The 13,718-nt window shown below is 43.9% G+C and carries 10 protein-coding genes; 5 read left to right on the forward strand and 5 right to left on the reverse strand.

The annotated features are described in order from the left end of the window. Nucleotides 1-124: 124 nt before the first annotated feature. Nucleotides 125-1,504, reverse strand: a complete 1,380-nt coding sequence (gene degQ / locus HGO23_RS02075) for a serine endoprotease DegQ (protein ID WP_099136164.1) — start codon at nt 1,502-1,504, stop codon at nt 125-127. Nucleotides 1,505-1,790: 286 nt separating this feature from the next. After that, nucleotides 1,791-2,195 carry a Z-ring associated protein ZapG gene (zapG, locus tag HGO23_RS02080; protein WP_099136165.1) on the reverse strand — a complete coding sequence of 135 codons (405 nt, stop codon included), beginning with the start codon at nt 2,193-2,195 and terminating at the stop codon, nt 1,791-1,793. Between the two features lie 192 nt (nt 2,196-2,387). On the opposite strand from zapG, the gene zapE reads away from it, so the two are divergent. The 5 genes from zapE to sspB all read left to right on the forward strand — a co-directional run bounded on the left by zapE (nt 2,388) and on the right by sspB (nt 6,122). After that, on the forward strand, nt 2,388-3,530 hold the full coding sequence (gene zapE, locus HGO23_RS02085; protein ID WP_099136166.1) for a cell division protein ZapE: 1,143 nt from the start codon (nt 2,388-2,390) through the stop codon (nt 3,528-3,530). Between the two features lie 271 nt (nt 3,531-3,801). Beyond that, on the forward strand, nt 3,802-4,230 hold the full coding sequence (gene rplM, locus HGO23_RS02090; RefSeq protein WP_038259580.1) for a 50S ribosomal protein L13: 429 nt from the start codon (nt 3,802-3,804) through the stop codon (nt 4,228-4,230). Between the two features lie 15 nt (nt 4,231-4,245). After that, nucleotides 4,246-4,638, forward strand: a complete 393-nt coding sequence (rpsI, locus tag HGO23_RS02095; protein ID WP_021323578.1) for a 30S ribosomal protein S9 — start codon at nt 4,246-4,248, stop codon at nt 4,636-4,638. Nucleotides 4,639-4,994: 356 nt separating this feature from the next. Then, nucleotides 4,995-5,636, forward strand: coding sequence for a stringent starvation protein SspA (gene sspA / locus HGO23_RS02100; RefSeq protein ID WP_209027806.1), 642 nt, complete (start codon nt 4,995-4,997; stop codon nt 5,634-5,636). Between the two features lie 3 nt (nt 5,637-5,639). Beyond that, nucleotides 5,640-6,122: a ClpXP protease specificity-enhancing factor gene (gene sspB / locus HGO23_RS02105; protein WP_209027808.1), complete on the forward strand. Its 483-nt coding sequence runs from the start codon at nt 5,640-5,642 to the stop codon at nt 6,120-6,122. Nucleotides 6,123-6,206: 84 nt separating this feature from the next. Here the strand turns inward: sspB and HGO23_RS02110 are convergent, their stop codons facing one another. The 3 genes from HGO23_RS02110 to gltB form a co-directional block, all read right to left on the reverse strand. Beyond that, entirely contained in the window at nt 6,207-6,716 is a 510-nt protein-coding gene (locus HGO23_RS02110; protein ID WP_209027809.1) for a hypothetical protein, read from the reverse strand. A gap of 548 nt (nt 6,717-7,264) precedes the next feature. Continuing rightward, entirely contained in the window at nt 7,265-8,683 is a 1,419-nt protein-coding gene (locus HGO23_RS02115; RefSeq protein ID WP_099136171.1) for an FAD-dependent oxidoreductase, read from the reverse strand. A gap of 9 nt (nt 8,684-8,692) precedes the next feature. Further along, nucleotides 8,693-13,150, reverse strand: coding sequence for a glutamate synthase large subunit (gene gltB / locus HGO23_RS02120; RefSeq protein ID WP_209027811.1), 4,458 nt, complete (start codon nt 13,148-13,150; stop codon nt 8,693-8,695). Nucleotides 13,151-13,718 lie beyond the last annotated feature (568 nt).

Below are 13,718 nucleotides of genomic sequence, written 5' to 3' on the forward strand. Positions count from 1 at the left end.
CAGAAGCGAGCAGACACAGCTTATGCTGTGTCTGCCTTTTCTATACCTTTTATCTTTCAGATTGTTTGTTGTCACACTGTTTGTTGTCACACTACAACCTGAAATTCATAGAGGTATATATTGATTAATTATGCAGCAACAGGTAAATGTTATCGCTACCACGCAGAATATTCAGGGCAATAACGGATGGTTTTTCTTCCAGTATCTTTTGCAGTTCGTTGATGTTTTTAACACGAACATTATTAGCACCGATAATCAAATCATTCTTCTGCAAACCGACCATTGCCGCTGATGAATTTTTGGCAACTGCATCGACTTTTACGCCAGGAGTGTTATTGACTATGCTAGTGCTGAGAGTTGCACCTTGCAGAGCAATACTCAGTTTTTCCGCTTTAGTTGCCTGATTTTCACTGTTTTCCAGTATGACAGTTACTTCCATTGGCTTCCCTTTACGCAGTAAACCAACTTTGACCTCTTTACCTGGAAGGGTAGTGCCAATCTTCGCCCTTAACTCAGCAAAGCTATTAATTTTTTTGCCATCAATGGAGACCAGCACATCTCCTGGCTTAATACCGGCTTTAGCCGCAGCAGATTTAGGCGTGACTTCACTGACAAATGCACCTTGTTGTGCATCAATATTCAGTGCTTTGGCGATATCTGCTGACATTTCGGTGCCTCTGATACCGAGCAGGCCACGTTTTACTTCACCATGAGCAATCAGCTGATCTGCTAAGTTCTTGGCCATATTACTTGGGATTGCAAAACCAATACCAACATTGCCACCGCTTGGTGCGACGATAGCGGTATTAATGCCGATAAGCTCCCCTTTCAGGTTAATCAGAGCACCACCAGAGTTACCTCGGTTAATGGAAGCATCGGTCTGAATAAAGTTTTCCAGACCTTCCAGATTCAGGCCACTACGGCCAAGGGCGGAAATGATCCCTGAGGTAACGGTTTGCCCTAGCCCAAATGGGTTGCCGATGGCAACAGCATAGTCACCGACACGTAGCTGATCTGAGTTAGCAAATTTGATGGCAGTCAGATTTTTGGCATCTTTTAACTGTAAAAGAGCAATGTCAGTTTGTGGGTCACGCCCGATGAGTTTGGCCGAATATTCACGCCCGTCGTTTAGCTGGACTTTAATTTTATCTGCATTGTTGATGACGTGATTGTTAGTAAGTACGTACCCTTTATCGACATTGATAATGACACCAGAACCTAATCCCTGGAATGGACGGCTTCTTTTTTCCATTGGCGGAAAACCTGGCCCAAAGAAGAATTGGAAGTCTTCTGGTAGCTGGAGCTGTTGGGTTTGCACCTCAGTACCAGCAACATGTACGGAAACGACGGAAGGAAGAACTTTTTCCAGCATTGGAGCTAGGCTCGGCAATTCTTGAGAGGCCATGGCAGCAGGTAAAGCTGCATTACTTACTATTGGAACCGAAGCCAAAGATAATCCAATACTGATCGCGAGTGCGCTGAGCAATGTGTTTTTACTTTTCATTGAATACGTTCTCTTACATACCTAAGCCAGAAAAGGAAAATCGTACTTAAAATTCCCATCTCATAAGGAAATTCTGTTTTCTGAGAAATTACACTGATTGAGACAGGTCTCAAGCATAATTGTTTCGTTGCAGTTATGACTACCAAGTATTCAGCAAAGTTCACTAATAATGTAGTTTTGTTGAATGTCTTTACAGGGATTTACCTGAGTAAAAAATAAAAAACAAACATATACAACAGGATAAAGTAACTTGCCGTGGCACCGATTGTTACCACGGCAAGAGGATTTATTGTTTTTGGTCTTGAATTGGACGAAACAGGCCGGATGCACCTTCAGAATAGTCTCGCGGAGGCATATCGGTGACGATTTGATTAGTATCGGTCTTGGATTCGTTAAGACGGTAATTAAAGGGATTATCCTGTACAGGCATGTTTGGCATCAGTTCATTGGAGCTTTTGGCCATATGCTGATACAACTGGCGATAATCGCGAGCCATATTATCTAGCAATTCAGCGCTGCGGGCAAAATGACTGACCAGCTCTTTGCGATACTCTTCAAGTTCTGCCCGATTTTTCTCCAGTTCTGCTTGTACAGCATTTTGCTGCCGCAATTTTGTGCTGCCAAAGCGGACAGCCAGTGCTCCGATGATAAAACCAATAATTAATCCGATCAGTGCGTATTCCCAAGTCATGGCAACTCCTTTATTAACATCACAGCTATCACTATAACCGCTAATTCAGTCAGAGTGGAATATTGATTATTATTTAATTAATTTATATATCACCTGAGATGTTAATTTTATACGAATTTGTCATGATAGGTTGTGAGTTATACCCAAGGTATGTAGACCGGGAATAAAAAATTTTTAAGGATTGCCACGTTAATGTCACCGATTACACCTTCGTCTCTTTACCAAACTGCGCTGTCTGATGGTCAGTATCAACCTGATGAAGTGCAACACAATACAGTTGTCCGCCTGGATATGATCTATCATGATCTTGTGCAGTTTTCTGCCAGTAATACCTTACATTCAGGTGGCGTGAAAGCAAACGGATTGAAGGGTCTATTGAGTAAATTATTGAAGCGTTCATCAACAGAACAGATTCGTCCGGTTCAGGGGCTTTATATGTGGGGAGGCGTGGGACGAGGGAAAACATGGTTGATGGATATGTTTTTCCAGAGCTTACCTACTGAACGGAAATTACGCCTTCATTTCCACCGTTTTATGCTGCGAGTACATGAAGAATTAACTGAACTACAGGGGCACGAAAACCCTCTGGAAGTTGTGGCGGATGGTTTCAAAACACAAACGGATGTACTCTGCTTTGATGAATTTTTTGTTTCTGACATTACGGATGCCATGATCCTCGGCACATTGTTAGAAGCTCTGTTCAGGCGGGGAATTGCACTGGTGGCAACATCAAATATCCCACCAGATGAACTGTATCGGAACGGGTTACAACGCGCGCGTTTCCTGCCAGCGATTGAACAAATCAAAAAATATTGTGACGTGATGAATGTGGATGCCGGAATTGATTATCGATTGCGGACGCTCACTCAGGCACATCTTTATTTGACGCCACTGTCGGAAAGTACTCACCAGGAGATGCATCAGGTTTTCCTGCGTCTAGCCGGTCGGGAAGGTGAGCCAGCTCCGATGCTGGAGATTAACCATCGTAAGATGCCTGCGATTAACAGTGTTGATGGTGTGTTGGCAATCAATTTCAAGACGTTGTGTGAGGATCCCCGGAGTCAGTTGGACTATATTGCTTTGTCTAAAATCTACCACTCTGTTTTGCTGCACGACGTACCGGTGATGACGGTGTTGAATGAGAGTGCTGCGCGGCGTTTCATTGCATTGGTCGATGAATTCTATGAACGTCACGTGAAATTGATCATCAATGCTGAAGCGCCAATGGAAGAGATTTATCAGGGAGAATTACTCCGTTTTGAGTTCCAGCGTTGCCTGTCCCGTTTACAGGAAATGCAGAGTGAGGAATATTTGCAGCGCCCGCACCTGCCTTGATATTCGGTGAAATTATAGAGAGATTTCGCCCGGATTACTGTTATCTGGCGGGATAATTATTGAATTTGGGGTCGATTTTTTATAGCGACTTCTCTATAATCTCGCGACCCCACGTTACAGCAGGATTTTTTATTTCCCGAAAAACTTGCATTAGTGCCGGCATAGGCTATTCGAAGGGGTAGGTTTGCTGGACATGAGTCGTGTGAACCTCAAAAAAGTTTCTGAACCTCGAGCGTTCACCAACATGTAACTTATAATTGGGTAAGCTTTAATGAAAACTTTTACAGCTAAACCAGAAACCGTAAAACGCGACTGGTATGTTGTTGACGCAGACGGCAAAACTCTGGGCCGTCTTGCAACTGAAATAGCTCGTCGCCTGCGCGGCAAGCACAAAGCGGAATACACTCCGCACGTTGATACTGGTGATTACATCATTATTGTTAACGCAGAGAAAGTTGCTGTAACTGGCAACAAACGTGCTGACAAAATCTATTATCACCACACTGGTCACATCGGTGGTATCAAGCAAGCGACCTTTGAAGAGATGATTGCCCGCCGTCCTGAGCGTGTCATTGAAATCGCGGTTAAAGGCATGCTGCCAAAAGGGCCACTGGGTCGTGCAATGTACCGTAAACTGAAAGTTTACGCGGGCAGTGAGCACAACCACGCGGCACAGCAACCACAAGTTCTGGACATTTAATCGGGATTATAGGCAATGGCTGAAAATCAATACTACGGCACTGGTCGCCGCAAAAGCTCTTCCGCTCGTGTCTTCATTAAGCCAGGTAGCGGTAACATCGTAATCAACCAACGCAGCCTCGAAGTTTACTTCGGTCGTGAAACTGCGCGCATGGTTGTTCGTCAGCCACTTGAGCTGGTTGACATGTTGGACAAACTGGATCTGTACATCACTGTTAAAGGTGGTGGTATCTCTGGTCAGGCAGGCGCAATCCGTCACGGTATCACCCGTGCACTGATGGCTTATGACGAGACTCTGCGTTCTGATCTTCGCAAAGCTGGCTTCGTTACTCGCGATGCTCGTGAGGTTGAACGTAAGAAAGTGGGTCTGCGTAAAGCACGTCGTCGTCCACAGTTCTCCAAGCGTTAATTTTTTGCCACAATGGTGGCATTGGATTAATGTTGAAACCCGCCATAAAAATGGCGGGTTTTTTATCTTCGGGTTTTCTTACCTTTGTGAATACTCTTTTTTTTCCAGAAAAAAAGCATATTGCAGAGATAAATCTCTGAACTCTGATATATCATCATTAATTCTTATTCTACTTCCCCACAAAATGTTCAAAATCTGGTAGACTAGTGACAATTTTTTGCCTTATCCATGCGTTTGCCTGACTTGTCTATAATCCTCAGATAATAAGCGCGAAGCCGGATGAGAATATGAGCGAGAATAGCCATTGTTCATTGAAGGGCTGTTCGTTCCTTTTTTAGATAAACTTGGAGGTTTTCATGGCTGTCGCTGCCAACAAACGTTCGGTAATGACTCTGTTTTCCGGCCCGACCGACATTTTTAGCCATCAAGTGCGCATTGTACTGGCGGAAAAAGGGGTCAGCGTTGAAATAGAACACGTTGAAGCAGGCAATTTGCCGCAGGATCTTATTGATCTGAACCCGTATCAGACGGTTCCTACCCTCGTTGATCGTGAGCTGACTCTTTATGATTCTCGCATCATAATGGAATATTTGGATGAGCGTTTCCCGCATCCGCCGCTCATGCCTGTATACCCTGTTGCACGTGGCTCCAGCCGTTTGATGATGCACAGAATTGAAAAGGATTGGTATTCCCTGATGTATAAAATTCAGGAAGGGAATATACAGGAAGCCAATGCTGCACGGAAACAGCTTGCTGAAGAGTTGCTGGCAATAGCACCTATTTTCAGAGAGATGTCTTTCTTCATGAGCGATGAATTCAGTCTGGTAGATTGTTATCTCTCTCCTCTGTTGTGGCGGTTACCTGTACTGGGTGTTGAGTTGTCTGGCCCGGGAGCCAAAGATCTTCAAGTCTATATGCAACGTGTATTTGAACGTGATGCGTTTCTGGCTTCATTGACAGAAGCGGAGCGTGAAATACGTTTACAGTCACGGAGTTAATGTATGGGTATGACTCAAATATCTCCCCGCCGCCCTTATTTACTGCGGGCACACTATGAGTGGCTGCTGGATAATGACTTGACTCCGCATATCGTTGTGGATGTTACTCAATATGGAGTAAGCGTTCCGATAGAATATGCGCAGAACGGGCAGATCATCCTGAATATTTCCCCACGGGCGGTTGGTAATTTGGAATTAGCCAATGACGAAGTTCGCTTCAATGCTCGTTTTGGTGGGGTAGCACGTCAGGTTTCTGTTCCTATGTCTGCTGTGATCGCGGTTTATGCCCGTGAAAATGGGGCCGGAATGATGTTTGAGCCAGAAGTAGCCTATGAAGCGGGGTCTGGGCAGGAAGATTCCGATTCTCCGGTAGCTGATAATCTGGTGCTGATTCGTGACACGAAAACACTGCGTGATGATAATTCTCCGGATGATGAACCACCTCAACCACCAAAAGGCCGCCCGACATTACGTGTGGTAAAATAGGCACATAAACCATGCAGTACCAATAAACCGATAAAATAAAGGAGATAAATATCTCCTTTATTTTATCGGTTTATTGGTATTGTATTACAAATATTCAGTGTAAGATTGGTTCAGCTCCCACTGACATATCTCTATATTTTCTTTATCCTTTCTGCTTGCTAATTTTTTGGCTGCGTTTAAACTTTTAGCTACATTTCGAACAAATTGCTCTTTATTTTTCAAACCTATTAATATTGGTGGAATATTACAGATATCACTTGATAAGGAAGGTTTGCGTTTGTTTGCCAGCGTTAGAACTTCAACAGGATTATTAATCAGGGCAAAAGATAAGGAATTAAAAATCTGTTTGGAAAAGTCTTGATGTATGTTGGGAGTTAATTCAAAAGCTATTTTTACCCATTCAGGATTTCCGGTCGTAATATAGTGGGCGATTTCATTCCTTTTACCTTGTTCACCTATTTCAGCAACGATGGAATTCACTCCCCTCTCTTTTACTTGCTGTCTGATTTCTGTAGGGGTGGATAAACCAGCGACCGAAGGGGAGCTAATCAAGAATATGAAAGAGAGTAAAGATATTTTAGTTAGTAAACGCATTTAGTTCTCGGGGTTACTATTATGTAATTAATTTTAAATTGTTTATTATTTAATTAGTTTACTTGAAAGAGCGGGCTTCAAATCTGTAATTTACGTATAAATCATCATTTTATTTCATTAATCCCTCATATCTTCTTTATATCCTGGAATCTTTCTTTAAAAAGCAATCAAACCTATTTTTAAGATTAGCCAAGATATTAAATTCAAATATTTACTTTTGGGATATAAGAATAGTCGCATAACTCAAAAAATACAATAATCATGGTAGTAAAAGGAAAACTACCACTACCTCCATAGGAGGTGGTGGTTTTAGAGCACAATTTTCTGTGCACACAAAAAATGTATCAGGCGAATCAAAAAAGATCAATGAAATGATCGATAATAACGATTGATTTGTTATATATTGATAGAGTTCATCAATAAAATGAAAATGATCACTAAATCCAACAAGAGGTGGTTTTAGAATGACAATAAAAGAGAAGTGAGAGTCTATTTTGTAAGATTTTCTCCGATCAAAAGACCGGAGAAAAACTCAGGATAAGATTAAATTAAACCTCAAGGTAATCAAGAATACCGGCGGCGGCTCTTCTGCCTTCAGCAATGGCGGTGACTACTAAATCAGAACCTCTGACAGCATCTCCACCAGCAAAGATTTTAGGGTTACTGGTTTGGAAAGGGAAATCACTGGATTCGGGAGCGATAATGCGCCCTTGTTGATCAAGATTGACCTGATACTTATCCAGCCATTGCATAGTGTGTGGTTTGAAACCAAACGCCATAATCACAGCATCGGCTTCAATGATAAACTCTGAATCTGGAATGATTTCAGCCTGGCGACGGCCTTTTTCATCCATTTCACTTAATTGTGTTTTAGCTACTCTGACACCTCGAACATGACCTCTATCATTGACTTCAATGTTGACTGGTTGGAGGTTGAATTGGAATTCAGCACCTTCTTCCCGGGCATTTTTCACTTCACGGCGAGAACCCGGCATGTTGTCTTCATCTCGCCGATAGGCACAGACCACATTGGTTGCACCCTGACGAATAGAAGTACGTACGCAGTCCATTGCCGTGTCACCACCACCCAGAACCAGAACTCGTTTACCTTTCATATCAATATAGGGCTGTTCCGGTAATTCTTCATAGCCCATTAAATGACGGGTATTGGCAATTAAAAAAGGCAGAGCATCATATACCCCGTCGGCATTTTCATTTTCCAGGCCACCATGTATGGACTGATAAGTTCCAACACCCAAAAAGACGGCATCAAATTGCTTTGTGAGTTCAGCAAGTGTGACATCTTTCCCTATCTCTGTATTCAGACAGAATTCGATACCCATTTCGGTAAAAATTTCTCTGCGCCGGATCATGACTTCTTTTTCCAGTTTGAATGCAGGAATACCAAATGTGAGTAATCCGCCGATTTCAGGATGTCGATCGTAAACGATAACCTGTACTCCATTGCGTGTCAGAACATCGGCACAGGCCAATCCAGCAGGGCCTGCTCCAATGACAGCGACTCGTTTGTCTGTCGTATTCACGTGTGACATATCGGGTTTCCAACCCATCGCAATAGCAGTATCGTTAATATAACGCTCAATATTACCGATAGTGACGGCACCAAAGTCGTCATTCAGTGTACAGGCACCTTCACACAGACGATCCTGCGGACAAACCCGTCCACAAACTTCCGGCAGGCTATTTGTTTGATGGGATAGCTCTGCTGCTTCAATAATGCGGCCTTCATTGGCTAATTTTAGCCAGTTCGGGATATAGTTGTGCACCGGGCACTTCCACTCACAATACGGATTTCCGCATGCGAGGCAGCGATCTGCCTGCGCTTGTGCCTGAATTTCAGAAAAAGGCTCATAAATTTCCACAAATTCTATTTTGCGGATTTTCAGTGCTTTTTTTGGGGGATCGACACGCTGTAGGTCGATAAATTGATAAACATTTTGACTCATTTTTAACTCCTACTGCGCCTGAACCCGTAATTCTGCGGAGGAGCGGCTGCGGTGCCCCAGTAGTGCACTGACATCACTGGACTTAGGTTTAACCAGTGCGAATTTATTGACCCATAGTGACCAGTTTTCCAGAATACTTTCACCGTGCTGGGAGCCGGTCAGGCGAACGTGTTCGGTGATTAATCCGCGCAGATGCTCTTTATGAATAGAGAGGGTATCAATTAAGAGAACTTCGACTAATTCAGAGTTAACCCGTTTGCGGAAATCATCAGATTCATCAAGAACATACGCGAATCCCCCTGTCATACCTGCACCAAAGTTGACTCCTGTGTTACCCAGAACACAGACTATTCCACCAGTCATATATTCACAGCCATTATCTCCGATACCCTCAACCACGGTGATGGCACCTGAATTTCTTACTGCAAAGCGTTCACCTGCACATCCGGCGGCAAACAGTTTTCCGCCAGTTGCACCATAAAGGCAGGTATTGCCAATAATCGTTGCTTCGTGACTTTTGAATGCAGAGCCAACCGGAGGCAAAATAACAATCTGTCCGCCTGCCATGCCCTTACCGACGTAATCATTGGCATCACCGGTTAATGTCAATTCAACTCCGCCTGCATTCCAGACCCCAAAACTTTGTCCGGCTGTTCCTGTAAAATGTAATTTTATTGGGTTACCCGCCAGCCCCTGATCACCATGTATTGCGGCAATTGCGCCAGACAGTGATGCGCCGACAGAGCGGTCAGTATTCTGGATATCAAAGTAGAATTTTTTACTCTGCGCATTTTTTACAAAAGGCAGGGCCTGATTGATAATAGCTTTATTGAGCACACCCTGATCAAAGGAAGGGTTATCTTCAGTGCAATGCTGGGCTTTGCCTTCGTGGGGCTGTGCTGTTTCCAGTAAAGGTTTAAGATTGAGTTTGCTTTGTTTGGCCGAGATACCTTCCAGTATTTTAAGCAAATCTGTGCGGCCAATCAAATCTGTTAATTTGCGTACACCCAGTTGAGCCAGAATTTCTCGTGTTTCCTGTGCGATAAAGCGGAAATAATTAATTACTCGTTCAGGCAGTCCGTGATAATGAAACTGACGCAATTTCTCGTCTTGTGTTGCTACTCCGGTTGCACAGTTATTGAGATGACAAATTCTCAGGTACTTACAGCCAAGTGCAACCATTGGCCCCGTACCAAAACCAAAACTTTCCGCACCTAAAATAGCGGCTTTGATAATGTCTACACCTGTTTTTAACCCACCGTCAACCTGAAGACGGATTTTATGGCGCAGGCCATTAGCGACCAGCGCTTGCTGGGTTTCTACCAAGCCGAGTTCCCACGGGCAACCGGCATATTTCACAGAGGACAGAGGACTTGCTCCTGTTCCTCCGTCATAGCCGGCGATGGTAATTAAATCGGCATAGGCTTTTGCTACTCCGGTAGCGATGGTTCCTACACCCGGTTCTGAAACCAATTTCACAGAAATCAGGGCGTTAGGATTGACCTGTTTCAGATCAAAAATTAACTGGGCCAAATCTTCGATAGAATAAATATCGTGATGCGGTGGTGGCGAAATCAGAGTCACTCCGGGAATCGAATAACGCAGTCTGGCGATATAAGGTGTCACCTTATCTCCCGGTAATTGTCCGCCTTCACCGGGTTTTGCTCCCTGGGCAACTTTGATTTGAATGACATCGGCACTGATTAAATAAGCGGGAGTGACGCCAAAACGCCCGGAGGCAACTTGCTTAATTCGGGAAACTTTTTTCGTACCATAGCGAGCGGGATCTTCTCCACCTTCGCCGGAATTGGAGAAACCACCCAGTGTATTCATTGCTTCAGCCAGTGCTTCATGTGCTTCGGGGCTTAGCGCACCAATTGACATCGCTGCGGTGTCAAAACGTTTGAACAGCGCTTCGGCGGGTTCGACTTCTTCAATGGAAATCGGCTCTCCTTTTGGAGATATTGCCAGCAGGTCGCGTAGTGTTGTGATAGGACGGCCGTTGACCAATTGTGAGTACTTCTGGTAATCACTGTACTTGCCGCTATGTACTGCTGCTTGTAAGGTACTCACGACTTCAGGGTTATAAGCGTGATACTCCCCATTGTGGACATATTTCAATAATCCACCCTGATCGATCGTATGGCGGTGTAGCCACGCCCGTCTGGAAAGGTTACGCAAATCTTGTTCGAAATCGTTGAAATCAGCCCCTTCAATCCGGCTGACAACCCCATTGAAGCAGAGATCTGTTATTTCAGAATGTAAACCGACGGCCTCAAACAACTTAGAACAGCGATAGGACGAAATCGTGGAGATGCCCATTTTGGACATAATTTTATATAACCCTTTATTAATGCCATTACGATAATTCAGCATTACACGGGCATATGGGGTATTGATTGTGCCATCATCGATCATTTTGCCCAATGATTCATACGCCAAATAAGGGTAAACAGCGGTAGCACCAAAGCCGAGCAATACCGCGAAATGGTGTGGATCGCGGGCACTGGCGGTTTCGACTATCAGGTTGGCATCACAACGCAAACTTTTTTCCACCAAACAGTGCTGGATAGCACCAACTGCCATTGGGGCAGGGATCGGTAATCTTTCCGGAGAAATATTACGATCGGACAAGACCAATAATACTGCACCATTACGGACACGTTTTTCTGCTTGTTCGCACAGGGTTGAAACTGCGGTTTTGAGATTAGTTTCTTGTGGGTTAAACGTTAAATCCAATGTTTCTGCACGATAGTAGGAGCCTTGCTGTGTTGTCAGTTGCACAAAATCGGGATAGAGCAGTACCGGGGATTCGAAACTCAGGCGGTGGGCCTGTCCTTCCGCTTCACAAAAGACATTCATCTCCCGGCCTATGCGGGTGGACAGTGACATAACATGTGCTTCACGCAGCGGATCGATGGGAGGATTGGTAACTTGAGCAAATTGCTGGCGGAAATAGTCGTAGATTATGCGTGGGCGGCTGGAAAGTACGGCAAATGGTGTATCATCCCCCATTGAACCTGTTGCCTCCTGACCATTCTCGCCGAGTACGCGGATAATTTGATCCAGCTCTTCATTACTGTAGGCAAACTGTTTGTGATAGGTTACCAGCATGCGATCGCCAAAATCCCGTGTGCCGACTTGTTCTTCTGGTAATTTTTCAAATGGAATCAGGTGATTGACATTCTTTTCCAGCCACTCTTTATAAGGATGGCGGCTTTTCAAATCGTTATCGGTTTCGGCAGAATGAAGAATTCGGCCTTTCCGGGTATCGATTACCATTAATTCACCGGGGCCGATACGCCCTTTTTCTACGACTTCATCGGGTTGGTACTCCCAGATCCCCACTTCTGAAGCACAGGTGATTAATTTATCCTTCGTAATGACATAACGTGCCGGACGTAAGCCGTTGCGGTCGAGATTACAGGCTGCATAGCGCCCGTCAGAAATAACGATACCAGCCGGCCCATCCCACGGCTCCATATGCATGGAATTGAAATCGAAGAAAGCACGCAGATCGTCATCCATATCCGGGTTATTCTGCCAGGCGGGGGGAACCAGTAAGCGCATTGCACGGATCAAATCCATACCGCCATTGAGAAACAGTTCCAGCATATTATCCAGTGAACTGGAGTCTGAACCCGTTTCGTTGACAAAAGGAGCCGCGGTTTGTAAGTCAGGGATCAAAGGCGTACGGAATTTATAGGCTCTCGCTTTGGCCCACTCGCGGTTTCCAGTGATCGTATTGATTTCACCATTATGAGCCAGATAACGAAACGGCTGTGCTAATGGCCAGCGAGGGATGGTATTAGTTGAAAACCGCTGATGGAACAGGCAGATCGCTGATTCCATACGTAGATCTGCCAAATCCGAGTAGAATCGAGGTAGATCCGCTGCCATACACAGCCCTTTGTAAATCGTGACTAGATTGGAGAGGCTGCAAATATAAAAATCATCATCGGTAATGCGTTTCTCTATACGGCGACGGGCAATGAATAGCCGACGTTCCAAATCCTGTGATCGCCATCCGGCAGGCGCATTAACAAAAATTTGTTCAATGCGGGGGAGGCTTGACAGTGCGATGTTACCTAAAATATCGCGATTGATAGGGACTTCTCGCCATCCGGCAATGGACAGCGTTTCATTTTCTAATTCTTGTTCGATAATAGCGCGGCATGATTGGGCTATCTGGCTATCCTGGCTTAAAAACAGCATACCGACAGCGTAGTTCTTTGCCAGTCTCCATGATTGTTCATTGGCAATCATCTGGAAAAACCGATCAGGTTTTTGCATTAGTAAGCCACAGCCGTCACCAGTTTTTCCATCTGCCAGAATTGCTCCCCGATGTTGCATTCTGGCAAGTGCATGTATTGCTGTGCGCACAACCTTGTGGCTTGGCTCCCCTTCAATATGTGCGATTAATCCAAAGCCACAGTTATCTTTTTCCTGTAATTTGTCATACAACATGGTAAAGCTCCCAAGTTTTGTCCGACTCTTACATCACTCACTAGATGATATAGATTATTATTGCTACAGACGTCTGAATTGCGTCCTCAGTCAAATACCATTTGGTTTTATTGGTAATAACTATTTATCAGTCATAACCGTTAATAAAAACAGCAGAGCGAAATGATATTTTGTTTCTGTATAAGGTCACTGCATAAATATGAGTTGGAGAAAGAACCAACAGATAATTTTCAGTGAATTTCCAACTTAGCGAGAAAAATAAAACAGGTCAAATAATGTTAGATCGTGTTTTATGTAATTGAAAAACACATATCCGTATGAATTAAAATAAAAATATTGTTATTGCCTTATTATGTGACTCAGATCATGACTTGGAAATGATGTGAGTTATATCACTAATTTATCCATAATATGTGTTTTAAATATGCTTATAAAATGACTTTTTTTAGAATATTAGTCTTTGTTTATGAATTTTATTGGCATGTAATCGTATATTTTGTGTTCGTTAAGAGTAAATGATTGATTGATTTTTGTTCTTTTATAAGTAACTAAAATCAGGATTGATTTA

Origin of the sequence: Xenorhabdus budapestensis, from assembly GCF_017743015.1 — a bacterium.
Classification (GTDB): Bacteria; Pseudomonadota; Gammaproteobacteria; order Enterobacterales; family Enterobacteriaceae; genus Xenorhabdus; species Xenorhabdus budapestensis.

Bases quoted from the DNA above. Each gene is read 5' to 3' on its own strand.
- sspB (WP_209027808.1), top strand. From the start codon at position 5,640: ATGGGTATGACTCAAATATCTCCCCGCCGCCCTTATTTACTGCGGGCA.
- rpsI (WP_021323578.1), top strand. From the start codon at position 4,246: ATGGCTGAAAATCAATACTACGGCACTGGTCGCCGCAAAAGCTCTTCC.
- HGO23_RS02110 (WP_209027809.1), bottom strand. From the start codon at position 6,716: ATGCGTTTACTAACTAAAATATCTTTACTCTCTTTCATATTCTTGATT.
- gltB (WP_209027811.1), bottom strand. From the start codon at position 13,150: ATGTTGTATGACAAATTACAGGAAAAAGATAACTGTGGCTTTGGATTA.
- HGO23_RS02115 (WP_099136171.1), bottom strand. From the start codon at position 8,683: ATGAGTCAAAATGTTTATCAATTTATCGACCTACAGCGTGTCGATCCC.
- zapE (WP_099136166.1), top strand. From the start codon at position 2,388: ATGTCACCGATTACACCTTCGTCTCTTTACCAAACTGCGCTGTCTGAT.
- degQ (WP_099136164.1), bottom strand. From the start codon at position 1,504: ATGAAAAGTAAAAACACATTGCTCAGCGCACTCGCGATCAGTATTGGA.
- sspA (WP_209027806.1), top strand. From the start codon at position 4,995: ATGGCTGTCGCTGCCAACAAACGTTCGGTAATGACTCTGTTTTCCGGC.
- zapG (WP_099136165.1), bottom strand. From the start codon at position 2,195: ATGACTTGGGAATACGCACTGATCGGATTAATTATTGGTTTTATCATC.
- rplM (WP_038259580.1), top strand. From the start codon at position 3,802: ATGAAAACTTTTACAGCTAAACCAGAAACCGTAAAACGCGACTGGTAT.